We start from the raw sequence: 23883 nt of genomic DNA on the forward strand, positions 1-23883 counted from the left end.
GATGAGTCCATGCTGCTCACGCATGGTGTGTATCTGATGGCCGCGATGTTCGTGGCTCCCCATCAGACGGACCACTATCGGACCGAGCTGCGCGCGCTGCTGTTCCGGAGACAGCCGCGGCTGCACTGGCGCGACGAGAACGACAAGCGGCGGATGCAGCTCATCGAGGCGGTGGCTGCGCTGCGGCCCGCGGGCATTCTCGTGGCGTCCACCGGCCTGGACGCCAAGCGACAGGAGCGGGCCCGGCGCAAGTGCATGGAGTGCCTGCTCTGGGAGCTGGGCGACCACCACGTGAATGACGTGGTCTTCGAGCGTCGGGGCCAGCTTGATCGGCGGGATCACGAACTGGTCGCCGTGCTCCAAGGGCGCCACGCCATGCCGTCGAAGTTGGTCGTGTCGTGGTGCGACCCCATGGCCGAGCCCTTGTTGTGGTTGCCGGACATCATCGCGGGGGCGAAGTCTCTGGCCGAGCGCGGCGATCATCGGTTCTGGAGCCAGGTGGAGAGCGGAATGCTCGTGAGGGCCATCGACGCCCGTTGACATGCGCGAGCCCGGGCTTCCGTCGTCCGGCGGTCCACCCGGGCTCACTTCCGATCCCTCCGCAGGAGGTCGGCATTGTCTTGCTGTCGCGAGGTCCGGGCTCCTGTCAATTCCGGCAGTACACCCGGTTCACTTCCACCCCCCCGTAGGAAGGCGGCGTGCTCCTACTGTACCCGGATGTGCACGCAGTGTCACCCTCGATCTCGGTCCTGACATGATGGGGATCATTTCCTGAAATGTCATCCCAGTTGGAGGAGGCGCTGTGCGTATCGCGCTTGCCGGGCTCGCCACCAGCCATCCCTACACCGACGCCCGCCCCCTGGCCCGCCACGCCGAGCTGGTCGTGTGGGAGCCGGATCCCGAGCGGTTGCGGCGGTTCACGGAGGAACATCCCACGGCGAAGGTGGCGACCGGTCTTGACGAGGTGCTGGCGGGGGAGCTCGACGGGGTCGTGCTGACCGTGCCCAACCCGGAGGTGCCAGAAGCGCTCGGGCGGGTGCTGGAGACCGGCGTGCCGTGTTTCGTGAACAAACCCGCCGCCGCCACCCGGGCGCAGCTCGACGCCCTGCGCCGGTTGCCGGTGCACGAGCGGGTGTTGTCGGCGTCCGTGTTGCGTTTCGCGCCGGCCTTCGCCGGGGTGCGGGCCGACCTGGGGGACGTGTCGTCGGTACGGGCGACCGTACGGCATGACGTGGGCATGTGGGCGGACGGCTACAACGCCTGGCAGGACACCCCCGGCGAGGGCGGCGGGACGATGGTGACCATGGGCATCCACGGCGTGGAGCTGCTGGTCGCCCTTCTGGGCCCGGACGTACGCCTGGTGGGGGCGGCCGGGGCCAGGCGGCACTACCGGACGCTGAGGTCGGAGGACACCGGCGTGCTGGCGCTGCGGTGGGGGAGCGGGATCGTCGGGACGGTCGAGATCCTGGGGATCTCCGAGGGCAACTCGTACACGGTGACGCTGCACGGGCGGCACGGCAGCGAGTCGGTCGTGATCGAGAGCGGCCCGGACCCGGTCCAGGGGCTCGGGTACGCGGGGACGATGGAGGCGTTCCTCGGCATGGTGCGCGGCGGGCCGAGCCCGGTGCCGTGGGAGCAGACGCTGGCGATCCTGGAGGTCCTGGTCTCAGCGCGAGAGCAGGCCACGACCGGCTGAAGGCGGCCGGGGGCCGCCTCCCGGCCTGAGGCTCACTTCTCCTCGAAGCTCGCGAAGTACGTGGCCGCCATGTCCTGCCCGCCGTGCCCCTGGGCCTCGGCCCGGCGCAGCCGCTCGCCCGCCGCCGCCACCATGTCCAGCCGAACGCCCGCCGCCTCGCCCGCCTGGGTGATCAGACGGGTGTCCTTCTCGGCGTTGTGCACGGTGAAGGAGGGCTCGAAGTCGCCCTCCAGGATGGCCTTCGACTTGGCCTGGAAGTAGACGTTGTCCATCGGGCCGCCGCTCACCACCTCGCGGACCAGGCCGGGGTCGAGGCCGAGCCCCTTGGCCAGGGCCAGGGCCTCGGCGACGATGCCGGTCATCGAGATGCCGTAGCTGACGGCGGCCATCTTGAGCTTGGAGCCCGTGGCCAGCGCGCCGTCGTCGCCCAGCCAGAGCGTACGCGCGCCGACGGCGTCGAAGACCGGGGTGAGCGCCGGCCTGGCCGGTTCGGGGGCGGCCGCCAGGATGACCAGCTTGCCCTGCTCGGCCGGCTGCCTGGTGCCCTGGACGGGCGCGTCGGCGAAGATCAGCCCGTGCTCGGCGGCCAGCGCGGCGAGGCGCTCCACGGCCGCCACGCCGACCGTGCTCATCTGCGCCCACACCTGGCCGGGGCGCAGCGCGGGCGCGGCGGCGGTCATCGCGTCGTGCACGGCGTCGCCGTCGCTGAGCATCGTGACGATCACGTCGGCGCCCTCGATCGCCTCGGCAGGGGTGGCGGCGACGACCGCGCCGTCGGCCGCCAGCGCCTCGGCCCTGTCCCGCGTACGGTTCCAGATCCTGACCGGCAGGCCGGCCTTGAGCAGGTTGCGGGCCATGGGGGCGCCCATGAGCCCGGCCCCGAGTACTGCGACTTCAGTCATGATCTCACCCTACGACGGGCCTTCTCATCGGCCCGTGACGGCCACCCTGTACGCCGTCCCGTCCGCACGTTCTCGATGTCAGGATGGCAGGCATGGGACCGACGCGGATCATGGCGGTACGACACGGGGAGAGCCAGGCCAACCTCGCCCACGCGGAGGCGGGTGACCGGCCGCTGGTCTACGAGCGGGGCGACCACGAGGTGTCGCTGACCGGCCTCGGCCTGCTCCAGGCACGGGCGTTCGGCCGGATGCTGGCCGGGCTGCCCGCCCACGAGGCGCCCGAGGTGGTGTGGTGCTCGCCGTACCTGCGGGCGCTGGAGACCTGGCGGACCGCCCAGGAGACCTGGGGCGGCGGGCCGCTGCCGGTGACCGTGGACGAGCGGCTCAGGGACCAGGAGTCGGGCGCGTTCGCGCCCTACAACCTGGCCGCGATCGGCGAACGTTTCCCCGACGAGGTGGCGCGGATGCGGGCCGAGGGGCCCTACGCCTACCGGCCGCCCGGCGGGGAGTCGCTGGGCGACGTGGTGGTCCGGCTCAAGGACTTCCTGGCCGGGCTGCGCGAGCAGGCCGACGGGCGGCGGGTGCTGATCGTCGCCCACGACTCGGTGGTGCTGGGGCTACGGCACGTCGTGGCCGGGCGGGACGACGCCGACCTGGCCGACGTCCTGCGGTTCGCGCCGGTGCTCAACGCGTCGGTGTCGGTCTGGCGGGCGGCCGGCGGGGGGTTCGAGGTGGTGGCGTTCAACGACGTCACCCACCTAGATCCCGCTTGAGCCGCAGCAGCCGCGCCCGCGTCGTGTGCGCCCGTACGGTCAGGACGGCGGCCACCACGACGAAGGCGAGCCCGAACACCAGCGCGCCCGCGGCCACGGCGGCGACCAGCGCGGTGGTGAGCAGGGCGGCGGCCAGGGCGATCCAGCCGGCGATCACCCGGTCGCGGGCGAACAGCGGCGTCCCGCGGGTGCTCAGCCAGGCCCCGTAGCAGGCCCAGGCCAGGCAGAACGCGGTGAAGGCGGCGAAGGCGAGCTGGGTGCGGCCGGGCAGCGGGCCGGGCTCGGTCCACCACAGGGCGGACACGAAGACCGCCCCGGCGGCGCCGGCGAGCAGGGCGGTGAGGGCGCGTACGCGCCGCCACGGCGACAACGTCGCTTCGAGGCGCTGGATGATCTCGTCGGCGGTGAGACGCGGCTCATCGGTCATGGTCGATCTCCTTCAGGTGGTCGCGCAGGAGGCGGCGGGCACGGCTCAGCCGGGACTTGACGGTGCCCGCCGGGATGCCGCAGATCTGGGCGCACTCCTCGACCGGAAGGTCCTCCAGGTAGTGCAGGACGAGGATCTCCCGTTCGGGAAGGGGCAGGGCGGACAGGGCGGAGATCAGGCCGGCGCGGTCCACGACGGCCTCGACCGGGTCGTCCGCGACCGGCTCGGGGCCGCCCGCGCTCTCCGCCCGCGCGTACTCGCCGCGCAGGCGGTCGGTGACCGCCCGGCGGGCGATGGTGAACAGCCAGGGCGCGAACCGGCCGGGGGTGCGCAGCCGGGGCAGTCCGCGTACGACGGCCACCCAGATCTCCTGGGTGACGTCGTCGGCGCGTTCGGCGTCCAGCATGCGCCGCGCGTAGGTCCAGACAGGGGTGTGCCAGCGGTGTACGAGTTCGGCGATCGCCGCGCGCTCGCCCAGCTGGGCGCGTACGACGAGCAGCTCATCGGTCATGTCGTCCTTCCGTCACCGTGCTCAGTCGGGCGGGAGGGCGGCCAGGTTCACGTTCCGACGACGAGATCCGCGCGTTCGCGGGTGCGGTCGGCGGCGAACCAGGCCCGTTCGGCGGCGAACCACTGCCGCCAGCGGGGTTCGAGCTCCGGGCCGTCGCGGTCGAGGACGCGCCGCAGCCGTACGGACTCGGGCGCCTCGACCCAGACGGTGAAGGCCAGCAGGCGGGCGGCCGAGCGGCGGGCGGTGCCGACGCCCTCCACGATCAGGACGGGCGCGGCCGGCACCTCGACGTGGTCGGTGTAGCGCTCGCGCACCCAGTCGTACCTGCGGAAACCGGCGGGACGGCCGTGCCGGAGCGGTTGCAGGACCTGCTCGTCCAGCAGGTGGAACCAGGCGCCGGGGCCGTCGTCCCAGTGGACGGGGAAGTCGTCGCTGTGGATCACCTGGCAGCGCAGCGCCGCGCCGAGCCGGCCCGCGAAGGTGGTCTTGCCCGAGCCCGCCGGCCCGTCCACGGCCACCAGACGGACGGGCCCGCAGGAGGGCGGCAGGGCCTGGATGCGGCGGGCCAGGGAATTCATCGGACCAGGGTAGGTGATGGGAGAAGGCCGCCTGAGAGAATATTCTTCCGGCCCAACGCAAGCTGGAGGTTGATCTTGCTCGGACCCCTCGGCGACGTCGTCGTCCTCGATCTGTCCAGGGCCCTCGCGGGGCCGCACGCCGCACAGATGCTCGGCGATCTGGGCGCACGGGTGATCAAGGTGGAGCATCCGGACGGGGGTGACGAGTCGCGCGGCTGGGGGCCGCCCTTCGTCGGGCCTGATCACGATATTTCGACCTATTTCCTGGCGGCAAACCGCAACAAGCAGTCCATCGCGGTCGACCTCAAGTCCGCCGAGGGCAAGCGGCTCATCGAACGCCTCGTCCGCCAGAGCGACGTGCTGATCGAGAACTTCCGCACCGGCGTGCTCGACCGGCTCGGCTTCCCCGTCGAACGCCTCCACGAGCTCAACCCGCGCCTGGTCGTCCTGTCGATCACCGGGTTCGGCCACGACGGGCCCGAGGGCGGCCGGCCGGGCTACGACCAGATCGCCCAGGGCGAGGCGGGGCTGATGTCGCTGACCGGGCCCTCGCGCGAGGAGCCGTACCGGGTGGGGGCCTCGATCGCCGACCTGCTGGCCGGCATCCACGGCGCGTACGGCGTGGCGGCGGCCCTGTACGAGCGCGAGCGCACCGGCCACGGCCGGGTGGTGCGCACGTCCCTGCTGGCCGCGGTCGCCGGCGTCCACTCCTACCACGGCACCGCCTGGACGGTCGGCGGCCAGGTGCCCGGCGCCAACGGCAACCACCACGCCTCCATCGCCCCCTACGGCGCCTTCCACTGCGCCGACGGCATGCTGCAGATCGCCGTGGCCAACGACGGCCAGTGGAAGAAGGTCGCCAAGCTACTCGACATCGACCCTGATGTGGCGAAATATGCGACCAACAGACAGAGATTCGCACACCGGGACGAGCTGATCGCCGACATGGAGAAGGCCCTGGCCGATCACGACCGCGCCCACTGGCTGGCCAGGCTGGGCGAGGCCGGCGTGCCCGCAGGCGCGATCAGGTCGATCGACGAGGTCTACGCCTGGGACCAGACCCGTTCCCAGGGCCTGCTGGTCGAGGTGGACCATCCCGTGCTCGGCAGGATCGAGCTGCCGGGGCCGCCGTTGCGCTTCGACGGCCTGCCCGCGTCCGAGCACACCGCGCCCCCCGCGCTCGGCCAGGACGGCGAGGCCGTGCTCGCCTGGCTCGAAGAGCGCGAGCCATGATCGGCAATTCCCGGCCCCGGCCTGTACCCTCGTGCGTCACCATGGCATCATCGGTTGATCGTTAGGAGCGATAGTGAGCCGTCCGGACGCGCGCACACTGATCGAAGCGGTCCTCGACAGGGGGTCGTGGAAATCGTGGGACGCGCCGCCCGCCGATCCGGCGGAGCCCGGCTCCCCCTATGCCGAGGAGCTGGCGGCGGCCCGCGTGAAGTCCGGCTACGACGAGTCGGTGATCACCGGTGAGGGGCTGCTCGACGGCCGCAGGGTCGCCGTCGTGGTCTGCGAGTTCTCCTTCATGGCCGGCTCGGTCGGGGTCGCCGCGGCCACCCGCATCGCCGCCGCGATCGAGCGCGCCACCCGCGAACGGCTGCCGCTGCTGGCCGCGCCCGCCTCGGGCGGCACGCGGATGCAGGAGGGCGCGCTGGCGTTCGTCCAGATGGTCCGGATCACCGTCGCGGTCCAGGAACACCGCGCCGCCGGGCTGCCGTACGTCGTCTACCTGCGCCACCCGACGACGGGCGGGGTGCTGGCCTCCTGGGGGTCGCTCGGGCACGTCACGGCGGCCGAGCCGGAGGCGCTGATCGGCTTCCTCGGGCCGCGGGTGTTCGAGGCGCTGCACGGCTACCCCTTTCCCGAGGGCGTCCAGGTGGCCGAGAACTTCTACGACCACGGCCTGGTCGACGCCGTCGTGTCGGCCGACGACGCCCGCAGGGTCGCGATCAGGGCCCTCGCGGTGTTGTGCGGCGGCCACACCGGCGTCGAGGCGGGCGAGCCGCCCGTGGAGGACCTGCGGCCCGTCGAGCCGTGGGAGGCGATCACCCGCTCGCGCCGCGACGACCGTCCGGGCGTGCGTACGCTGCTCAAGCTCGCCGCCACCGACGTGACACCGCTCAGCGGCAGCGGCGCCGGCGAGAACGAGCCCGGCCTCGTGCTGGCCCTGGCCAGGTTCGGGGCCGCGCCCGCCGTGGTGCTCGGCCAGGACCGGCGCAGGCAGCGCCAGCGTTCGCCGCTCGGCCCGGCCGGGCTCAGGGTGGCCAGGCGCGGCATGCGCCTGGCGGCCGAGCTGGGGCTGCCGCTGGTCACCGTGGTCGACACCGCGGGCGCCGACCTGTCGAAGTCGGCAGAGGAGGGCGGGCTGGCCGCCGAGATCGCCCGCTGCCTGGCCGAGCTGGTCACCCTCGACGCCCCGACCGTCTGCCTGCTGCTCGGCGAGGGCGCGGGCGGGGCGGCGCTGGCGCTGCTGCCGGCCGACCGGGTGTTGTGCGCGCAGCACGCCTGGTTGTCGCCGCTGCCGCCGGAGGGCGCCTCGGCCATCCTGTACCGGTCGGTCGACTTCGCCCCCGAGATCGCCCAGGCGCAGCGCATCCGGGCCACCGACCTGCGCCGCGACGGCATCGTCGACCGGGTGATCCCCGAGCTGCCCGACGCCGCGTACGAGCCCAGGCAGTTCTGCGAGCGGGTGGGGCGGGCGCTGGAGTACGAGATCGCCAAGCTGCTGGAGGCGAGCCCGGCCGACCGCCTGGCCGACGTCCTGGCCCGCTACCGGAACCTGGGATAGCGGCCACGGCCTCGGGCGGCCTACGGCACGGGGATGCGCTCGACGCGGATGGAGAAGACCTCCTCGCGGGGCACGACGACCTCGTACGCGCCGTGGTCGACCATCCAGTAGCCGAGCGCCTCGGCCTTCATCCCGCTGTGGCCGGTGTAGGCGATGTGCAGGCCGTCGTCGTCCTCGTCGAGCACGATGCACGGCTCGCCGCCGAAGGCGCCGACGGTGCGGATCAGCACCAGCCACTCCACCTGCGACCTGGCCACCACCCGCCGCCAGTAGCCCGAGGCAGCCTCGAAGCCGTCGAGCTCCACCTCGCTGAACAGCACCACCTGGTCGTTGTCGGGGCCGAGCGCGGCCGGCAGCGTACGCTCGCCGAAGCGGGCCACGAAGCCGGAGGCCACCGGCGTGATCTCCTCGCTCATGCGGCGGGCCGCCAGGTCAGGCCGTCGTAGCCGGCGAAGGGCCGTTCGCCCTCGTCGGTGACGTGGACGATCTCCGCGCCCGCCGGGATCGGCATCGGAACGGTGTGGAACTGCGGCACCACGTGGTCGGGCGAGGTGGTGAACCCGTTGCCGGCGAACGGTGGCACGTCGCTCCAGTCACCTCCCATGTGCGGGCCGTAGGGCACGGCGTAGGTGTCGACGTCGCGGGCGTGCCAGCGCATGACGTAGAGCTCGGGGACCTCGGGGAACAGCTCGGAGCCGTCGTAGGACAGGTCGAGACCGTGGTAGAGGGCCGCCGGCGTGGTCAGCCGGACGCAGTCCTGGACCCGGTAGACGTAACCGGAGATCACCGTGCGCTTGCCCGACAGATATGGCACGAGCAGACGCGGTGGGACGACCTTCTGCATCTGCGTTCCACTCATGCCTCTACTTTACGGTCGGTTGACCCTTGAGCACCCGGTGATCCAGGCACGGGAGCATGGACCTGGCGGTGGCCGTCCATTCGGCCTCGAGGTGGACGAGCTGGACACCGGGGCCGGTGCCGAGGTCGGCCCGTACCACGCCGAGGGGGTCGACCAGCATGCTGCGACCCACGCCGAACCCGTCCTTCGACTCCTCCGGGTTGGGCGCCTGGCCGACGGCCGCGGTCCACATCGTGTTCTCCAGGGCCCGCGCGCGGACCAGCGTGACCCAGTGGTCCTCCTTCAGCGGGCCGGACCCCCAGGCGGCGATCACCGCGAACAGCTCGGCACCCTTGTCGACCAGGGCCCTGGCCAGCTCGGGGAAGCGGATGTCGTAGCAGGTGATCAGCCCGACGCGCAGCCCGGCCAGCTCCACGACCGTCGGCTCGGCGCCCGGCGCGACGATCTCGGACTCCTTCGAGCCGAAGGAGTCGAACAGGTGGATCTTCCGGTACGCGGCCCTGACCGTGCCCTCCGCGTCGATCGCCACGGCCGTGTTGTGCACCTTGGCGCCGGCCGGGCCCTCGCCCGGCTCGAACACGCCGGCGATCACCGCCAGGCCGTGGGCGCGGGCCGCCTCCGCCAGCCCGGACACGAACGGCCCGTCCAGCGGCTCGGCCAGGTCGGTGACGCGCCTGCCGTACCGGGTGAGCGTGGCCTCGGGGAAGATCGCCAGGTCGGCGCCCTCGGCCCGGGCCAGCGCCTCCCGGGCCCTCTTGAGGTTGGTGGACGGGTCAGGAGAGACCGGAATCTGGCAGAGGGCGATTGTGGTCACGGGGCGACTCTAACCGGTTGGGCACCAGTCGAAACCAGGTCAGGCATCGCCAGATCCATTCAAGTGGTCCGTAACGGAATCTGGTCAGCCACCACCCACTGAACAACGTCTGCGCCACCACCGTCGTCAGCGCCACCGCGAGTACCGCCCAGCGGGTGGGATCGCTCTTCAGCGGCGCCGTGCACAGCGCGATCACCGCCGTGCCCGTGACGTAGTTGGTCAGCGCCATCCGGCCGAGCGGCTCCAGCAGCGCCGACAACCACGGCCGCAGGACCAGCAGCAGCCCGCTCGTGTACGCCGCCGCCCCGGTCAGCGCGGCCACGCTGTAGACCGTCCAGTCGCCCGCCCCCGGCGTGTCGTCGATGCCGGCCCAGACGGCGGTCAGCGCCACGGAGGCCAGCGCCGAGACCGCGAACACGGGCGGCAGCAGGCTGCGCGGCGGACGCAGCCGCATCAGCCCCATGCCGACCAGGAACAGGCCGGGGATGAGCGAGGGGCCCGCGCCGTGCCAGGTCGCCCAGCCGGTCGCCACGATCCCCAGGACGAGCACCGGCAGGCCGCCCGGCAGGAACGAGGCGGGCAGCAGCACCACCAGGCCGTACAGGGCGTAGTCGGTCAGCACCTCGCCCTCGTAGAAGGTGTGCTGGAGCAGGCCGAAGCACATCAGCCAGGCCAGCCGGCGCACCAGCGCCCAGCGGCTGCCTGAGCGGTCGAGGAACAACACGAAGCTGATGCCGAACAGCAGCGAGAAGATCGGATAGAAGCGGCTCTGGAACAGCGCCTCGACGGCCCGGTCGATGCCGGTGTAGGGCTCGTGGCTCGCGTGTTGCCAGGTGTTGACCAGCATGATGCCGCCCACCGCGAAGCCGCGGAGGGCGTCCAGCTCACGGATGCGCGTCACAGGAACCAGGTGCACCACCATACGAGGAAACCGGCGCCGGTGACCGCCGCCGCGATCTGCGGCCACCGCCGTGCGTGGAACAGGGCCGCGACACTCACCACGGCCGAGGCCGCCGCGAGCCACGTGTACAGGCCGACCGTGCCGGGGACGCCGACGGCCAGGGCCGTCTCGTTCCTGCTGGCCATACCGTAGACGGCCTGGCCGGTCAGCCCGGCGAACGCCACGCCGGCCAGCCCGGCGTACGCGCTGACCGTCCGGCCGAGCAGCGCGCCGGCGGCGAACTGGACCAGCGAGACGAGCAGGAACAGCGCGAAGGGCGCGGCCAGCCAGGGCGCGAGCGAGATCTGGTACGGCGCCCCGGTGACGTGCGTGTCGGCGAGCCGGAGCGTCGGGGGCTGGGCCGGGTCGGGCTCGCAGGGCTTCGGCCAGAGGCGGGCGGGGGCCTCGACGAACTCGGCGATGCGCTTCCTGGCGCAGGCGCTGGTGAGGAAGACGGCGTGGCTGCCGCGGAAGGTCTCGAAGCGGGCGCCGGGGATGGCCCTGGCGGCGGGGCCGGCGGTCCGCGCGGGCGTGGTGGGGTCCTGCTCACCGCCGACGACGTAGACGGGGGCCTTGGGTACGGCGTTCACGGGGGTGGACCGGGGGAGCTGCCAGGTATCACACACCGCTTTATCCGCATTTACGGTGAAAAGCCGGGACCTGGTGGCGTAGCTGTTGAACGGCACCTCGTCCTGGCACTGCACCGCGTGGTACAGCCCGAACTCGTGCGACACCAGCGCCTGCCCCACCGCGTCGGCCAGCGGCCGCAGCAGCTCGTCGTGCCCCTCGGCCAGGCCGCCGACCAGCGCGGGCGCCACGGCCGACACGTCGGCCTCGTGCAGCGCCTCGGCGAGGACCGTGGCGACGTCGTCACCGGACATCGTCGCCGTGAACGGCCTGCCGAGCAGCGGATCGGTGGTCGGCACCCGGGCGGGGGAGCGGTTGAGCCTGGACACCATCCGCTCGAAGGCGTCGCCCGCGCCGAGCGTGGCCAGGGTGTCGCGCAGGTTCCGGTCGGCGTCGTCGTACCAGGCCACGGACTCGGGCAGGAACGAGTCCAGCACCACCGACCGCAGGCCGCCGGGGTCGGCCGCGGCGACGTCCGCCATGACACGGGTGGAGTAGCTGACGCCGAACAGGTTCCAGGACGGGTAGCCGAGCGCCCGGCGTAAGGCGACCACGTCGGCCGCGATCTCCTTGGTGTTGTAGCCCCGCAGGTCGATGCCCTGCTCCTGGAGACGGGCACGGCAGCGCCGGGCCGCCGCGGCGACGTCGGCGGGCGGCCTGCGCAGCCGTCCGCGCATCGCCTCGGCCGTCTCGGGGCAGCCCAGCACCGGACGGGAGTACTTCGCGCCGCGCTGCTCGATCGTCACCACGTCGCGGTCGGGGAACATCTGGCTCAGGAACCCGGTGAGCTGGAGCGACGACGACGCGGGCCCGCCGCCCATGTAGACGATCGGGTCGGGCCGGCGGCCGGGCGCCGTCGAGGTGTGGACGGCGTAGCCGACCTCGACCGTCCTGTCCGGCGCGTCGCGGCGCTCGGGAACCCGCAGGAACCCGCAGACCGTGTGCTCCGGCACGGCGACAGGACAGGTCCCGGCCTCGACGGAGGGGGGCGCGTCCCTCATGACGAGGGGCACACTCAGGGCGAGGGCTAGCACGACCCGGATGATCACGGGACGAGACTAATAGTGTGGGGACGTGACCGAACCACTTGTTAGCAGGATGCGCGCCTTCGGCACCACGATTTTCGCCGAGATGAGCGCGCTCGCCGTGCAGACCGGGGCCATCAACCTCGGACAGGGCTTCCCCGACACCGACGGGCCGGCCGCCATGCTCGACCGCGCGGTGCAGGCGATCACCTCGGGCGCCAACCAGTACCCGCCGGGGCCGGGGGTGCTGGAGCTCCGGCAGGCGGTCTCGGAGCACCGGATGGCCCACTACCGGCTCGACTACGACCCGGCGCGCGAGGTGCTGGTCACCGTGGGCGCCACCGAGGCCATCGCGGCGAGCGTCCTGGCGTTGTGCGAGCCGGGGGACGAGGTGATCGCGTTCGAGCCGTACTACGACTCCTACGCGGCCTCGATCGCGCTGGCCCAGGCCCGGCTGGCGGCGGTGACGCTGCGACCGGTGAACGGCCGTTTCACCTTCGATCCCGACGAGCTGCGCGCGGCCGTCACGCCGCGTACCCGGGCGATCCTGGTCAACTCGCCGCACAACCCGACGGGCACGGTCCTCACCAGGGACGAGCTGACGGTCATCGCCGAGCTGTGCCAGGAACACGGCCTGATCGCGATCACCGACGAGGTCTACGAGCACCTCACCTTCGACGGCGACGAGCACGTCCCGCTGGCCACGCTGCCCGGCATGCGCGAGCGCACGGTCATGATCTCCTCGGCGGGCAAGACGTTCTCGGTCACGGGCTGGAAGACCGGCTGGGTGTGCGCGCCGCCCGAGCTGGTCCGGGCGGTCTCGACGGTCAAGCAGTTCCTGACCTTCACCGCGAGCGCGCCCTGGCAGCTCGCCGTGGCCTACGGGCTGCGCACCGAGCTGGAGTGGGTGGCCGCGCTGCGCGCAGGGCTGCAGGACAAGCGCGACCGGCTGATGGACGGCCTGGCCGCGGCGGGCTTCGAGGTGCTCAGGCCCTCGGGCACGTACTTCGTGCAGACCGACATCCGGCCGCTCGGCTTCGAAGACGGCCTGGAGTTCACCCGGCGCCTGCCCGAGCTGGCCGGGGTGGTGGCCATCCCGACGCAGGTCTTCTACGACCATCCCGAACGCGGGAGCCACTTCGTCCGGTTCGCGTTCTGCAAGAAGGACGAGGTCATCGACGAGGCGGTGACCCGGCTCAAGCGCCTGTCGCAGGGGTAGCCCGGCGCAGGCCGTCGAACATCACGGCCAGGGTCCTGACCCGCAGGTCGTCGCTCCAGTTGTGGTGCTGGGCCGCCAGACAGGCGGCGCTGAGCAGGGCCACCAGCTCCGCCATGCCCACGTCCGCCCGGACCGCCCCGGACTCCTGGGCGCGTGCCAGCAGGGTGCCGATCGCGCCCCTGATGTCGGGCGCGCCCGCCTTGGCGTCGATGCCGGCGCTGGCCAGGGCGTCCACGAGCATCTTCTTGACCGTCGAGTCGGCCACGATGCGGTCGAAGAACCCGAAGAGGGCGGCTCCGGCGTCGTCCGCGCCGGCCAGCTCCTCGGCCATCTCGGCCAGCCGTTCCTGCCGGGCCGCCACGATCGCCTGGTAGAGCGCCTCCTTGGTGGGGAACTGGCGGTAGATCGTCCCCACGCCCACCCCCGCCAGCGCGGCGATCTCGCGCATCGACGCGTCCAGTCCGTCGCGGGCCAGCACGACCTCGGCCGCCTCCAGCACGCGGACGCGGTTGCGCGCGGCGTCGGCACGCATGGGCCCCTCCTCACGTCGACATCCTCGCGTTGACATCCGGAACATCGGTTCCGTATCGTTCTTGGCATCCAAGCGGAACAATCATTCCGATTCTAGGGGCTTTCGTGCACTTCCAGACCATGGGTCGTTCCGGGTTGCGCGTCTCCCGCGCGTGCCTCGGCACCATGAACTTCGGCACCGAGTACGGCCTGGCCGCCGGCGACGAGACCGAGGCGGGCCGCGTCATCGACGCCTACCTCGACGCGGGCGGCAACTTCATCGACACCGCCGACCTCTACCACCGCGGCGAGACCGAGGAGATCGTCGGCCGGGCGCTGCGCGGCAGGCGCGAGTGGGTCGTGCTGGCCACCAAGGGGGCCATGCCGGTCGGCCCCGAGGGGCGCGGCCTGTCCAGGCGGCACCTCACCCGCGCCCTGGAGGCGAGCCTGCGCCGCCTCGGCACCGACTACATCGACCTCTACCAGTGCCACCAGTGGGACCCGGACACGCCGATCGAGGAGACGATGGCCACCCTCGACGGCTTCGTACGCTCGGGCAAGGTGCGCTACCTCGGCTGCTCCAACTTCACCGCCGCCCAGCTCGTCGAGTCGCAGTGGGCCGCCGAGCGTGTGAGCGGCACGCCGTTCGTGAGCCTGCAACCGCAGTACTCGCTGATCCAGCGGGTCGTCGAGGCCGAGATCCTGCCCGCCTGCCAACGCCTGGGCCTCGGCGCGGTCGTGTACGGCGCGCTCGGCGGCGGCGTCCTGACCGGCCGCTACCGGCGCGGCGAGCTCCCCGACCCCGACAGCCGCATGGGCCGCCTGCTCGGCGCCGCGATGCCCGGCGCGACCCGCTGGGCCGAGTCGCTGCTGAACGACCGCAACCTGGCCGTCGCCGAGGGGCTGGCCGAGGTCGCGTCCGGTCTGGGGGCCGACCCCGCCGCGGTCGCGCTGGCCTGGGTCGCGAGCCGTACGGGCGTCACGTCGGTGTTGCTCGGGCCGCGTTCGGTGGGGCAACTGCGGGAGAACCTGGCCGCCTTCGACCTCACCCTCCCGCCGGAGGCGACCGCCCGCCTGGACGAGCTCTCCGACCCCGCCCTCACCCCCGCCGACGGCTCCTTTTTCCACCTCGTCCCCCGTTGATCCCGTTCACGAGATGAGTTTGACCGGGAGCCTGCGCTGGCGGATGGCGGTGCGGATGGCCTCGGCGAGCTGGGCGTACTCGGGGGTGCGGGCCGAGGAGGCGCGGTAGGCCAGGCCGATCGTACGGCCCGGGGCCGGGGCGGCGAAGCGGCGCAGGGCCAGGCGTACGCGCTTGCCCGTCTCCACCGGCACCGCCGACTCCGGCAGCAGCGTCACCCCGAGGCCCCCGGCCACGAGCTGCACCAGCGTCGGCAGGCTGGTCGCGTACGTGGTCGCGGTCGCCCGCGCGCCCACCTCGCGGCACACGTCGATGGCCTGCTCGCGCAGGCAGTGGCCCTGGTTGAGGAGCACGATGTCCAGGCCCTTGAGCACGTCGCGGTCCAGCGGCGCGGGGTCGGCGGCCAGGGGATGGTCGTGGGGGAGGGCCAGCAGGAAGTCCTCGTCGTACAGCGGCGCCTCCACCAGGCCGCCCACCTCCGTCGGCAGGGCGAGCAGCACCATGTCGAGCCGCCCCTCGCGGACCTCCTCAAGGATCGTGTCCGTCTTGGCCTCGTGCACGGTCAGCTTCAGGTGCGGGAACCGCTGGGCGAACATGGGCAGCAGCGCGGGCAGCACGTACGGCGCCACGGTGGGGATCACGCCGAGGTGGGCCGGGCCGCTGAACGGCTCGCGGTTCTGGGCGGCCTCGCCCATCAGGTCCTCGACCGCGGCCAGCACCCGCCAGGCGTGCTCGGCGACGCGCTCGCCCGTCGCGGTGAGCAGCACCTTCCGGGTGGTGCGTTCGAGGAGTTGTGTGTCCAATATCTCCTCCAATGAGGCGATATTTCCGGAGAGGGTGGGTTGGCTCATCTTCAGTGCGGTCGCCGCCTCCCTGAAGTGCAAATGCTCGGCCACGGCCAGGAAAGAACGCAGCTGAGCGAGGGTGGGCATGGGTTCACTGATAGGAATCACCTCTCAGATTGGTGAGACTGCTCGATTTCTCGAATCAATGGTAGGTGGGGCAACGTAGGTGCCCTGACCCGCACTTCCTCCAAAGGAGAAGGAACTTGCTCACCGTCGGTGACCGCTTTCCCGAGTACGAACTCACTGCCTGCGTCGACCTCGACCCCGACAAGGCGTTCGCTGAGATCAACCACAAGACCTACGAGGGCAAGTGGCGCGTGGTGTTCTTCTGGCCGAAGGACTTCACGTTCGTCTGTCCGACCGAGATCGCCGAGTTCGGCCGGCTGAATGGCGAGTTCGCCGACCGTGACGCCCAGGTCCTCGGCGTCTCCATCGACTCCGAGTTCGTGCACCACGCCTGGCGCAAGAACCACGACGACCTGCGCGACCTGCCCTTCCCGATGCTGAGCGACATCAAGCGCGAGCTGTCGGAGTCCTGTGGCGTGCTCGGCCAGGACGGCGTCGCCCAGCGCGCCACGTTCATCGTCGACCAGAACAACGAGATCCAGTTCTCGATGGTGACCGCCGGTTCCGTGGGCCGCAACGTCAAGGAGGTCCTGCGGGTCCTCGACGCCCTGCAGTCCGACGAGCTGTGCCCGTGCAACTGGAACAAGGGCGAGGCCGGCCTCGACGCGCAGAAGCTGCTGGCTCAGTGAGCATCGACAACCTGAAGTCGCTCCTGCCCGACTACGCCAAGGACACCAGGCTCAACCTGGGCTCGGTCACGACCACCTCGTCGCTGACCGACCAGCAGCTCTGGGGGGCGGTCCTGGCGTGCGCCCTGGCCACCAGGTCGGCGCGGGTCATCGCCGAGGTCTCGCAGGACGCCGCCGGCCACCTGTCGGCCGAGGCGTTCACCGCCGCCAAGGCGGCCGCGTCGATCATGGCGATGAACAACGTCTACTACCGCGCGACCCACCTGATCGGCGACGAGACGTACGCGACGCTGCCGGCCAGGCTCCGGATGACCGTGATCGGCAACCCGGGCGTGGACAAGACGGACTTCGAGCTGTGGTGCCTGGCGGTCTCCGCGATCAACGGCTGCGGTCGTTGCCTGGAGTCGCACGAGCAGGTGTTGCGGGGCGCGGGCATGCCGCGTGAGCACGTCCAGGAGGCGCTGCGCGTGGCCGCCGTGGTCAACGCCACCGCCGCGACGCTGGAGGCCGAGGCCGCCCTGACGGCGGTCTGACCCCACCCTGCGAAGGCGGGCGCCCACCCGGGCGCCCGCCTTCGCGCGTCAGCAGAGGGTGCGCCTCCCCTTCGACGCGCCCGCGACGAGCATCGGGGGCTGTACGCGGAGGGTTCAGCTCGCCTGGGGTTCGTCGAGCGGGGTGAGCGAGCGGCTGGCCTCCTCGTGCTCCATGCCCGTGGCCTGCAGCAGGTCCACCGCGATCGACCGGAGCTGCGCGATGATGACGTGCGCCGAGAACCCCAGCTGCTCGGGCCGCTCCCGGGCCGCCACCGCGAGCAGCGCCTGCCGCGCCAGCACGGGATCGCGCCCGGCCGCCAGCTCCAGTTGCAGCAGCAGCGCCGCCTCCGAGACCTCCCGCATGGCCTCGGCCAGCGCCGTGGGCGGCGGGCTCGCCTCGCCCAGCGCCGCCAGCGTGCGGCGGACGAGCACCCTGGCGTTGCGCAGGGCCAGGTCGACGGGTACGGCGGCGGTCTCGTACCGGGCCAGGGCCGCGCGCCGGTGCCAGTGCAGCGGCGAGATCATGGTGATCTCCTTGCTGGTCTCCAGCGCCATCGCGAACTCCTCGACGGCCGCCTGCGTCGTCCGGGCCTCCTCCAGCGCCTCGGCGGCGAGATCGACGTCCCGCTTCTCGATCGACTCGGCCGCCTGCTCCAGGACGGTGGACAGCGCGTCCAGCACGCCCGACAGGTGTTTGGCCGCGATCGTGAACGGGCTGGCCGGCATCAGCGCGACCGCCGCGACGCCGATGACGCCCCCGGTGAGGGCGTCGGCCATGCGGTCGAGCCCTCCGGCGTTCTCGCCGGGCAGCAGGGTGGCCACCAGCACCGCCGAGGAGCCCGCCTGCGCGACGAACAGCGCCCCGCCGTTCAGCAGCAGCGCGATCGCCATGGCCAGCCCGACGACCAGCGCGAGCTGCCAGGGCCCCGAGCCGATCCACGACACCAGCAGGTCGCCGACGCCGACGCCGAGACTCACGCCGATCACCAGCTCGGCGACGCGCCGCAGCCGCTGGCCGAGCCCCACACCGACGCAGATCAGCACGGAGATCGGCGCGAAGAACGGATGGGCGTGGCCGAGCAGCTCGATCGCGACGATCCAGGCCAGCGCCGAGCCCACCGCGCACTGCACGATCGAGGGCGCCATGAGGCCGAACGTGCCCAGTCGTTCCCTTACATGGTCGCTGAGCCTCGTTCGCACCTTTCCACCTTGGCTGATCTTTATGACATTGGGGTCACGTTTGCCCCGGAAGCTCCGGCTGAACCAGGCCGGGCGCGAACCGCCGGCGGACGAACACGATGACCGCGACCACCACCGGCGTGGCCATCCACAGGTACGTGGAGTCCTCGCCGAGCGAGAAGGCCAGCACCGCGCTGACCGCCCACAACACACCGCAACCCCAGTAGACCCAGGCCGAGGTGCCCATACGCCGCCTGCTGGCGTTGCCGTTGAGCAGCCCCTGCGCGAGCGCCAGCGTGAACAGCGCGCCCTGGCAGAACATCAGGATCGCCTCGGTGCCCGCGAACAGCGCCAGCGCCAGGCCCTTGGACGCCTCGCCGTCGCCGTGGAAGGAGGACATCTCGCTCCACAGGTTCATCGTGTACGGCAGGAACGCCGCGAACAGCAGCAACGGCACATGCAGCAGCAGGACGGGCTGGGTGACCCGGTGGAGCTGGTCGAAGAGCGTGTGATGGGCCCGCCAGCTGAACCAGAGCATGAGGAAGGCCAGCGCGAACGCCATGAACGACCCCTGGCGCTCGGCCAGGAAGCCCGCGAGGTCGCCGAACTGCGCCTCCTCCGGGCGGGGGATCTCCAGGACGAGCAGCGTGATCGCGATCGCGAAGACCGCGTCGCTGAACATCCCGACCCGCTCCGGGGTCATACCGGGACGGGGGGCCGGTGGGGGGCTGGACACAGCGGATCTCCGAGAATCGTGGGGGGAGCCCAGCATAGAGCGCCGGGCGCCCTCGGGCTCACCGGTCCAGGAAGGCGTCCACCGCGTGCAGGAACGCGGCCCGTTCGGCGGCGTGGATGAGGTGCCCGGCCTCGATCGTGACCAGCTCGGCCCCGGGGATCAGGCGGGCCAGCGCGGGCGCGTCGAACGGGCTGCTCTCCCCGCCCGACAACACCAGCGAAGGAGCCGTGATCCTCCCCAGCTCGGCGGCCAGCGCCGGATCGGGATCGACGATGAACGGCTCGGTCTGGTGCATCATCCGCCAGTCGAACTCCGTGGAGCCGTCCTCCACCAGGGGCGGACGCCCCTCGACCGGGTACGGCGGCGTGACGTCCTCCAGCACCAGCCGTTCGACGCGCCCCGGGTGGCGCATGGCCACGTGGTAGGCCACCATGCCGCCCAGCGAGTGGCCGACCAGCCGGACGCGGTCGAGGCCCAGGTGGTCGAGCAGCGCCACGACGTCCTCGGCCATCGTGCCGACCGCGTACTCGCCGGGGCGGTCGCTGGCGCCGTGCCCGCGCAGGTCGGGGGCGAATACGTGGTGGCGGGCCGCGAAGTGCTGGGTGATGCCGTTCCAGTCGTTGTGGTTCGCGGTCCTGCCGTGGAGGAGGACCAGCGGGGGAGCGGCGGGGTCACCCTCCTCGCGATAGACGAGCTTGATGCCGTTGACATGGGCTTCGCGAATCACATCCGGGAACACTACCTTCGGTGCTTTCGCGAACTTCATCGTTCCGCCGAGAGCTTGACCGGCGGGCGCACCTTGACATCGCGGCGGCCGTTCATGGGCAGACATTGCCCATGAACCCTGCCGACGGGCTCGGCTAGCGTCGCCACGGTGGGGAAGCCGGTACTGGAGAAGGGGCAACGCATGCCGGACCCGATTGAAGTGCGAAAGGTGCCGATCGAGAGCGTGACCGACGCCTCCGGGCTGTCACGGCTCATCGCGGACGGGGTGATCGAGGCGCGCCGGGTGCTCGCGGTGATCGGCAAGACCGAGGGCAACGGCGGCGTCAACGACTACACGCGCATCCTGGCCGACCGCGCCTTCCGCGAGGTCCTGGCCGAGCACGGCCACCCGTCCCCCGAGAGCGTGCCGCTGGTGTGGTCGGGCGGCACCGACGGCGTGCTCAGCCCGCACGCCACGGTCTTCGCCACCACGGCGGACGCGACCCCGAGCGACGAGCCGCGCCTGTCGGTGGGCGTCGCGATGAGCGAGGTCATCCTGCCCGAGGACATCGGCCGCCCGGCGATGGTGGAGAAGGTCGCCGCCGGGGTGCGCGAGGCCATGAAGGTCGCCGGCATCGACGACCCGCGCGACGTGCACTACGTGCAGACCAAGACGCCGCTGCTCACGCTGGCCACCATCACCGAGGCCAAGAGCCGCGGCAAGGACACCGCCATCGAGGAGACCGGCCCCTCCATGGACCTGTCCAACTCCACCACCGCGCTCGGCATCGCCGTCGCGCTCGGCGAGATCGACATGCCGGACGCCGCCCAGATCCACAAGGACCTGTCGTTGTACTCGTCGGTGGCCTCGTGCTCGTCGGGGGTGGAGCTGGACCGGGCGCAGATCGTGCTGGTGGGGAACGTACGCGGGATCGGCGGGCGCTACCGCATCGGCCACAGCGTGATGAAGGACGCCCTCGACGCCGACGGCATCTGGGAGGCCATCAGGGACGCCGGGCTGCCGCTGCCCGAGCGCCCGCACCCGTCGGACCTCGGCGGACGCCTGGTCAACGTCTTCATGAAGTGCGAGGCCGACCCCTCGGGGCAGGTACGCGGGCGGCGCAACATCATGCTGGACGACTCCGACGTGCACTGGCACCGGCAGATCAAGGCGGCCGTCGGCGGGGTGGCGGCCTCGGTCACCGGCGACCCCGCGGTGTTCGTCTCGGTGGCCGCCGTGCACCAGGGACCGTCGGGCGGCGGACCGGTCGCGGCCATCGCCGACCTCGGCCAGGACCGCGAGGGCTCCTAGGACCGCCAGGGCCACGGGAGCACGGTCAGCTCGGGCCAGGCCGCGCTCCATCGCGCCGCCTTGGCCTCGTAGACCTCCCGGGTCGCCAGCCTGGGGTTGGGCCGCAGCACGAGGTTGAAGGCGTCGGCCACGCCGTAGGGGGCGTAGATCCGCCACGCGCCCGACGGGGTGAGCCGTACGCCGACGGCGCCGGTCGTGCTGGGGAAGGAGTCGATCGCGTCCTCCGAGCCCTCGTAGGGCGGGCACGGCACGCCGAAGCGGCTCTCGTACCACAGATGCACCCGGGCCTCGTTGCGGATCTCCACCGGCAGGTCGCCGAACGTCTCCCGCCCGGCCCTGATCGCGCGGTCCTCGGCCTCCCACGACAGGTCGGACGGGTCGTAGTAGATCAGGTCGTAGTCCTTGAGGCCGTAACCGGGCGGGCGGCCGGTCACGTGGTTCCAGATCGTCTGGACGACCGCGCCCGCGGCCAGCCACCAGCCGGGCAGGTCGAGCCCGCGGGCCAGCCCGAGCACCCGGACGAGCGACGGGTTGGTCTCCAGCACGGCCCGCACCGCGGCGGGCTGCTCGTCGAGAGGAAGCCGCGAGATCCGCACCCGACCTGTGTACCAGCCGCCCCCGACAGAACCGCGCCGGAACCACGCCGGAACCGCGCCGGGACCGCGCCGGGACCGCGCCGGGACCGCGCCGGGACCGCGCCGGGGGCCGGGGCGGTCACCTCCGCGGGTAGTCTCGTTCGCTGTGCCGAGCATCCCGCAACCTCTCGACCCCGACGACGACGGCAGCGCCGCCCCCGCCGTGGCCGCCGCGCTGGCCGCCTACGAGGCGGGCACGTCCGGCCCCGCCGACGTGCTGGCCGCCCTGAGCGGTGCGCGGCTGCTGGTGCCGGTGGTCGCCATGCTGACCGAGTCCGAGGTCGGCGCGCACGGGCTGCGCCAGGAGAAGGAGAGCGAGATGGCGCTGCCCAAGCTCGTCGGCCACGACGGCCGGCACGCCGTGCTCGCCTTCACCGGCACCGACGCGCTGACCAGGTGGCGCAAGGACGCCAGGCCCATCCAGGCCGGCACGCTCCAGGTCTGCCAGGCGGCCGTGCACGAGGAGGCGGCGGCGGTCGTGGTGGACGTGGCCGGGCCGGTGCAGTTCGTGATCGAGGGCGAGGTGCTCAGGGCGCTGGCCGCGGTCGAGTCCGGCACGCTCGACCGGCTCGCCGACGTCACCGTGGCCAGGATGGAGCCCGCCCCGCCGCGCCGCCGCTGGTTCTCCCGCAGGAACGCCTGAACACGCCGACGCCCCCGGCCGGTGCCTTCCACCGGCCGGGGGCGCTCGCGGAACGTCCTCAGGAGACGGTCAGGTAGAACCCGGTGTCGGCCGAGAGGCCGTTGGCGACCTGGCTGAAGACGGCCACCGAGCGGATGTGGCCGCTGCACACGGGTGCTTGACGCTGCACCGACAGCGTGCGCGGGAAGACGGACCGGCCCGTGGGCGTGACGTGGATCGCCACGTCACCGATGAGGTCGACGCTCTCGCCGAGGATGACGCAGTACGTCCCCCGGAACATACGCCGGACCTCGTCGATGTTCTCGCTGTGCAGGACCACGCCGTCCCCCCGGACGGTGGCCGAGGCCTGGGCGTACGGCGTGTCCGCCTTCGCGGCGGCGGCGGGCGTCAGGACGGCCGCGGCGGCGAGCGCGCCTGCCGCGATGCGCCGGATGCTGTTCATAGTGGGTGCTCCTTCGGTTTCCGGGTCAGGCGATGGACAGGTCGAAGCCGCCGTCGGCGAGGCGGCCGTCGACGTCGTAGACGCCGATGGTGATGGTGTTGGGCTCGTTGCAGATCGCCGACGGATTCCGGTAGGCGACGAACGGCAGGCGGCGCGGCGCGCGCGAGGTGAGCTGGACCAGCGCGCCGGACGCGGCCACCTGCCGCTCGATCTGCACGCAGTACCGGCCGATCGAGGCCCGCCACGACTTGACGACGTTCTTGCCGTTGTTCAGCTCGCCGTCCGCGTCGACGATCGCCGCGGCCCGCGCGTACGGGGCCTTCAGGTCGGCGTACGCCGCGGGGCCGGTCAGGATGAGACCTGCGGCGCTCAACGCGACGCCGCCGGCCAGGATGCCACGGAACATGGGTCTTCCTCTCGGTCATTTTCCGGGGGGCCACGACAGAAAGTAAGTTCCTGACCACCCTCCGGCCCGCGTGCCACCCCGTCCCGGACGATCAAAGTTCCTTGGCAGATCACCCCCGAACCCATGACCACCGGCGGACGTCCTGACCCCCGGTGCCAAGGGCCCCGGCCCGCCGGAGCGCGGCTCCCGTCCTTGGCGTACGCCATACCAAGGCCCGCACGGCCCCGGTCCCGCGATCCCGGGACGGCCGCGGGGCCGCCGCACTAGGGTCTGGTCGTGGTCGCACTGATGGCGCTGCTCGGTCTGCTCGCCGGACGCCAGGTCAGGGCCCTGGCCGACGCCTACGACGACCTCGCGCCCCCGCCGCCCTGGCCGCCCGGCGTGGAACTGCTGACCGCCGCCGTGACGGCCATGACCGCCTGGCTCGCCGGGCCGCCGTACGCGGGGTTCGCCCTGGCCGGCACGGCGCTGGCGGTCATCGACTGGCGTACCACCCTGCTGCCCGACGCGATCACGCTGCCCGCGTACCCGATCATCGCACTGACCCTGCTCCCGACCGGGGAGCTGGCGCGCGCGTCGCTCGGCGCGGCGGCGCTGGCGGCCGTCTACGGCCTGCTGTGGCTGGCCCGCCCGGACGCGATGGGTCTCGGCGACGTCAAGCTGGCCGGGCTCATCGGCATGGCGGCGGCGGCCATGAGCTGGCAGGCGTGGGTGGCGGCGGCGTTCGCGGGACAGGTGCTCGGCGCGCTCTACGCGGTCGCGCTGCTGCTCACCGGGCGCGGCGACCGGCACACCCAGTTCCCTTTCGGGCCGTTCATGCTGCTAGGTGCGTTTTTGGCGCTTTGTCTCGGCTGGTGAACGACGGACATCCCACCCGGC

At 72.2% G+C, this 23883-nt stretch carries 29 protein-coding genes; 12 read left to right on the forward strand and 17 right to left on the reverse strand.

From position 1 onward, the window contains the following. Nucleotides 1-9 precede the first annotated feature (9 nt). Both DMB42_RS15045 and DMB42_RS15050 read left to right on the forward strand, forming a co-directional pair. Nucleotides 10-540, forward strand: coding sequence for a hypothetical protein (locus DMB42_RS15045; protein WP_125634948.1), 531 nt, complete (start codon nt 10-12; stop codon nt 538-540). Between the two features lie 262 nt (nt 541-802). Next, entirely contained in the window at nt 803-1696 is an 894-nt protein-coding gene (locus DMB42_RS15050; RefSeq protein WP_125634950.1) for a Gfo/Idh/MocA family protein, read from the forward strand. Between the two features lie 32 nt (nt 1697-1728). Here the strand turns inward: DMB42_RS15050 and DMB42_RS15055 are convergent, their stop codons facing one another. Further along, nucleotides 1729-2598, reverse strand: a complete 870-nt coding sequence (locus DMB42_RS15055; RefSeq protein ID WP_125634952.1) for an NAD(P)-dependent oxidoreductase — start codon at nt 2596-2598, stop codon at nt 1729-1731. Nucleotides 2599-2690: 92 nt separating this feature from the next. Between DMB42_RS15055 and DMB42_RS15060 the strand changes: the two genes are divergently transcribed. Beyond that, on the forward strand, nt 2691-3371 hold the full coding sequence (locus DMB42_RS15060; protein ID WP_185844666.1) for a histidine phosphatase family protein: 681 nt from the start codon (nt 2691-2693) through the stop codon (nt 3369-3371). On the opposite strand, the gene DMB42_RS15065 is transcribed toward DMB42_RS15060, so the two are convergent. The 3 genes from DMB42_RS15065 to DMB42_RS15075 are packed head-to-tail and all read right to left on the reverse strand — an operon-like array spanning nt 3349 to nt 4887. After that, on the reverse strand, nt 3349-3798 hold the full coding sequence (locus DMB42_RS15065) for a hypothetical protein (RefSeq protein ID WP_125634956.1): 450 nt from the start codon (nt 3796-3798) through the stop codon (nt 3349-3351). The two genes, DMB42_RS15060 and DMB42_RS15065, sit on opposite strands and share 23 nt — an antisense overlap. Further along, nucleotides 3788-4309 carry an RNA polymerase sigma factor gene (locus tag DMB42_RS15070; protein WP_125634958.1) on the reverse strand — a complete coding sequence of 174 codons (522 nt, stop codon included), beginning with the start codon at nt 4307-4309 and terminating at the stop codon, nt 3788-3790. Before DMB42_RS15070 ends, DMB42_RS15065 begins: the two co-directional genes overlap by 11 nt. Nucleotides 4310-4356: 47 nt before the next feature. After that, nucleotides 4357-4887: a uridine kinase gene (locus DMB42_RS15075; protein ID WP_125634960.1), complete on the reverse strand. Its 531-nt coding sequence runs from the start codon at nt 4885-4887 to the stop codon at nt 4357-4359. A 75-nt stretch (nt 4888-4962) separates the two neighbouring features. On the opposite strand from DMB42_RS15075, the gene DMB42_RS15080 reads away from it, so the two are divergent. Next, nucleotides 4963-6120 carry a CaiB/BaiF CoA-transferase family protein gene (locus DMB42_RS15080; protein WP_125634962.1) on the forward strand — a complete coding sequence of 386 codons (1158 nt, stop codon included), beginning with the start codon at nt 4963-4965 and terminating at the stop codon, nt 6118-6120. A gap of 73 nt (nt 6121-6193) precedes the next feature. Further along, nucleotides 6194-7678: a carboxyl transferase domain-containing protein gene (locus DMB42_RS15085; protein ID WP_125634964.1), complete on the forward strand. Its 1485-nt coding sequence runs from the start codon at nt 6194-6196 to the stop codon at nt 7676-7678. 20 nt (nt 7679-7698) lie between these two features. Here DMB42_RS15085 and DMB42_RS15090 read toward each other — a convergent pair whose 3' ends face one another. Genes DMB42_RS15090 through DMB42_RS15110 form a run of 5 tightly spaced genes read right to left on the reverse strand, consistent with a single transcriptional unit; the run spans nt 7699 to nt 11967 of the window. Next, the gene (locus tag DMB42_RS15090) at nt 7699-8094 is read right to left on the reverse strand and encodes a hypothetical protein (RefSeq protein WP_125634966.1); all 396 of its coding nucleotides are present in this window, start codon (nt 8092-8094) and stop codon (nt 7699-7701) included. Beyond that, nucleotides 8091-8537, reverse strand: coding sequence for a hypothetical protein (locus DMB42_RS15095; RefSeq protein ID WP_260477701.1), 447 nt, complete (start codon nt 8535-8537; stop codon nt 8091-8093). Before DMB42_RS15095 ends, DMB42_RS15090 begins: the two co-directional genes overlap by 4 nt. A 4-nt stretch (nt 8538-8541) precedes the next feature. Then, the gene (locus DMB42_RS15100; RefSeq protein WP_125634968.1) at nt 8542-9351 is read right to left on the reverse strand and encodes a carbon-nitrogen hydrolase family protein; all 810 of its coding nucleotides are present in this window, start codon (nt 9349-9351) and stop codon (nt 8542-8544) included. Continuing rightward, on the reverse strand, nt 9311-10252 hold the full coding sequence (locus tag DMB42_RS15105) for a DUF418 domain-containing protein (protein WP_185844667.1): 942 nt from the start codon (nt 10250-10252) through the stop codon (nt 9311-9313). Before DMB42_RS15105 ends, DMB42_RS15100 begins: the two co-directional genes overlap by 41 nt. Continuing rightward, nucleotides 10249-11967, reverse strand: coding sequence for an alpha/beta hydrolase (locus DMB42_RS15110; RefSeq protein WP_125634972.1), 1719 nt, complete (start codon nt 11965-11967; stop codon nt 10249-10251). The genes DMB42_RS15105 and DMB42_RS15110 overlap by 4 nt, the downstream gene beginning before the upstream one ends. A 25-nt stretch (nt 11968-11992) precedes the next feature. On the opposite strand from DMB42_RS15110, the gene DMB42_RS15115 reads away from it, so the two are divergent. After that, nucleotides 11993-13162, forward strand: a complete 1170-nt coding sequence (locus DMB42_RS15115) for a pyridoxal phosphate-dependent aminotransferase (protein ID WP_125634973.1) — start codon at nt 11993-11995, stop codon at nt 13160-13162. Here the strand turns inward: DMB42_RS15115 and DMB42_RS15120 are convergent. After that, nucleotides 13140-13694, reverse strand: coding sequence for a TetR/AcrR family transcriptional regulator (locus DMB42_RS15120; RefSeq protein WP_221762162.1), 555 nt, complete (start codon nt 13692-13694; stop codon nt 13140-13142). The two genes, DMB42_RS15115 and DMB42_RS15120, sit on opposite strands and share 23 nt — an antisense overlap. A gap of 104 nt (nt 13695-13798) precedes the next feature. Between DMB42_RS15120 and DMB42_RS15125 the strand changes: the two genes are divergently transcribed. Continuing rightward, a complete protein-coding gene (locus DMB42_RS15125) occupies nt 13799-14815 on the forward strand; it encodes an aldo/keto reductase (protein WP_125634978.1) in 1017 nt (338 codons plus the stop codon). Between the two features lie 6 nt (nt 14816-14821). On the opposite strand, the gene DMB42_RS15130 is transcribed toward DMB42_RS15125, so the two are convergent. Further along, nucleotides 14822-15745: a LysR substrate-binding domain-containing protein gene (locus DMB42_RS15130; protein WP_260477702.1), complete on the reverse strand. Its 924-nt coding sequence runs from the start codon at nt 15743-15745 to the stop codon at nt 14822-14824. A 116-nt stretch (nt 15746-15861) separates the two neighbouring features. Between DMB42_RS15130 and DMB42_RS15135 the strand changes: the two genes are divergently transcribed. Both DMB42_RS15135 and DMB42_RS15140 read left to right on the forward strand, forming a co-directional pair. Beyond that, nucleotides 15862-16413, forward strand: coding sequence for a peroxiredoxin (locus DMB42_RS15135; protein WP_125634982.1), 552 nt, complete (start codon nt 15862-15864; stop codon nt 16411-16413). Continuing rightward, nucleotides 16410-16946, forward strand: coding sequence for a carboxymuconolactone decarboxylase family protein (locus DMB42_RS15140; protein ID WP_125634984.1), 537 nt, complete (start codon nt 16410-16412; stop codon nt 16944-16946). Before DMB42_RS15135 ends, DMB42_RS15140 begins: the two co-directional genes overlap by 4 nt. 114 nt (nt 16947-17060) lie before the next feature. Here the strand turns inward: DMB42_RS15140 and DMB42_RS15145 are convergent, their stop codons facing one another. From DMB42_RS15145 to DMB42_RS15155, 3 genes are all read right to left on the reverse strand, one after another. Continuing rightward, nucleotides 17061-18146 (reverse strand): aromatic acid exporter family protein, encoded by a 1086-nt coding sequence (locus tag DMB42_RS15145; protein ID WP_125634986.1) that lies wholly within the window; start codon nt 18144-18146, stop codon nt 17061-17063. A gap of 34 nt (nt 18147-18180) precedes the next feature. Beyond that, a complete protein-coding gene (locus tag DMB42_RS15150) occupies nt 18181-18828 on the reverse strand; it encodes a TMEM175 family protein (protein ID WP_185844668.1) in 648 nt (215 codons plus the stop codon). A gap of 91 nt (nt 18829-18919) precedes the next feature. Then, the gene (locus DMB42_RS15155) at nt 18920-19588 is read right to left on the reverse strand and encodes an alpha/beta fold hydrolase (RefSeq protein ID WP_260477703.1); all 669 of its coding nucleotides are present in this window, start codon (nt 19586-19588) and stop codon (nt 18920-18922) included. 180 nt (nt 19589-19768) lie between these two features. Between DMB42_RS15155 and DMB42_RS15160 the strand changes: the two genes are divergently transcribed. Beyond that, nucleotides 19769-20878, forward strand: coding sequence for a ring-opening amidohydrolase (locus DMB42_RS15160; RefSeq protein ID WP_125634992.1), 1110 nt, complete (start codon nt 19769-19771; stop codon nt 20876-20878). Here DMB42_RS15160 and DMB42_RS15165 read toward each other — a convergent pair. Continuing rightward, on the reverse strand, nt 20875-21474 hold the full coding sequence (locus DMB42_RS15165) for a nucleotidyltransferase family protein (protein ID WP_260477704.1): 600 nt from the start codon (nt 21472-21474) through the stop codon (nt 20875-20877). The genes DMB42_RS15160 and DMB42_RS15165 overlap by 4 nt on opposite strands. Before the next feature lie 145 nt (nt 21475-21619). On the opposite strand from DMB42_RS15165, the gene DMB42_RS15170 reads away from it, so the two are divergent. Beyond that, complete coding sequence (locus tag DMB42_RS15170; RefSeq protein ID WP_125634997.1) at nt 21620-22156, forward strand: SseB family protein; 537 nt, start codon at nt 21620-21622, stop codon at nt 22154-22156. A gap of 58 nt (nt 22157-22214) precedes the next feature. Here the strand turns inward: DMB42_RS15170 and DMB42_RS15175 are convergent, their stop codons facing one another. Further along, nucleotides 22215-22598 (reverse strand): hypothetical protein, encoded by a 384-nt coding sequence (locus DMB42_RS15175; protein WP_125634999.1) that lies wholly within the window; start codon nt 22596-22598, stop codon nt 22215-22217. Nucleotides 22599-22623: 25 nt separating this feature from the next. Next, nucleotides 22624-23004, reverse strand: a complete 381-nt coding sequence (locus DMB42_RS15180; protein ID WP_125635001.1) for a hypothetical protein — start codon at nt 23002-23004, stop codon at nt 22624-22626. A gap of 276 nt (nt 23005-23280) precedes the next feature. On the opposite strand from DMB42_RS15180, the gene DMB42_RS15185 reads away from it, so the two are divergent. Then, nucleotides 23281-23862 (forward strand): A24 family peptidase, encoded by a 582-nt coding sequence (locus DMB42_RS15185; RefSeq protein ID WP_125635003.1) that lies wholly within the window; start codon nt 23281-23283, stop codon nt 23860-23862. The last annotated feature ends 21 nt before the right edge of the window (nt 23863-23883 follow it).

This window comes from Nonomuraea sp. WAC 01424, assembly GCF_003947315.1.
Taxonomy (GTDB): Bacteria; Actinomycetota; Actinomycetes; order Streptosporangiales; family Streptosporangiaceae; genus Nonomuraea; species Nonomuraea spiralis.

What these genes read in the sequence shown, in the direction of transcription:
- DMB42_RS15060 (WP_185844666.1), top strand. Translation starts at nt 2,691, where the DNA reads ATGGGACCGACGCGGATCATGGCGGTACGACACGGGGAGAGCCAGGCC.
- DMB42_RS15130 (WP_260477702.1), bottom strand. Translation starts at nt 15,745, where the DNA reads ATGCCCACCCTCGCTCAGCTGCGTTCTTTCCTGGCCGTGGCCGAGCAT.
- DMB42_RS15150 (WP_185844668.1), bottom strand. Translation starts at nt 18,828, where the DNA reads ATGACCCCGGAGCGGGTCGGGATGTTCAGCGACGCGGTCTTCGCGATC.
- DMB42_RS15095 (WP_260477701.1), bottom strand. Translation starts at nt 8,537, where the DNA reads ATGAGTGGAACGCAGATGCAGAAGGTCGTCCCACCGCGTCTGCTCGTG.
- DMB42_RS15090 (WP_125634966.1), bottom strand. Translation starts at nt 8,094, where the DNA reads ATGAGCGAGGAGATCACGCCGGTGGCCTCCGGCTTCGTGGCCCGCTTC.
- DMB42_RS15160 (WP_125634992.1), top strand. Translation starts at nt 19,769, where the DNA reads ATGCCGGACCCGATTGAAGTGCGAAAGGTGCCGATCGAGAGCGTGACC.
- DMB42_RS15070 (WP_125634958.1), bottom strand. Translation starts at nt 4,309, where the DNA reads ATGACCGATGAGCTGCTCGTCGTACGCGCCCAGCTGGGCGAGCGCGCG.
- DMB42_RS15120 (WP_221762162.1), bottom strand. Translation starts at nt 13,694, where the DNA reads ATGCGTGCCGACGCCGCGCGCAACCGCGTCCGCGTGCTGGAGGCGGCC.
- DMB42_RS15045 (WP_125634948.1), top strand. Translation starts at nt 10, where the DNA reads ATGCTGCTCACGCATGGTGTGTATCTGATGGCCGCGATGTTCGTGGCT.
- DMB42_RS15075 (WP_125634960.1), bottom strand. Translation starts at nt 4,887, where the DNA reads ATGAATTCCCTGGCCCGCCGCATCCAGGCCCTGCCGCCCTCCTGCGGG.
- DMB42_RS15065 (WP_125634956.1), bottom strand. Translation starts at nt 3,798, where the DNA reads ATGACCGATGAGCCGCGTCTCACCGCCGACGAGATCATCCAGCGCCTC.
- DMB42_RS15175 (WP_125634999.1), bottom strand. Translation starts at nt 22,598, where the DNA reads ATGAACAGCATCCGGCGCATCGCGGCAGGCGCGCTCGCCGCCGCGGCC.
- DMB42_RS15180 (WP_125635001.1), bottom strand. Translation starts at nt 23,004, where the DNA reads ATGTTCCGTGGCATCCTGGCCGGCGGCGTCGCGTTGAGCGCCGCAGGT.
- DMB42_RS15055 (WP_125634952.1), bottom strand. Translation starts at nt 2,598, where the DNA reads ATGACTGAAGTCGCAGTACTCGGGGCCGGGCTCATGGGCGCCCCCATG.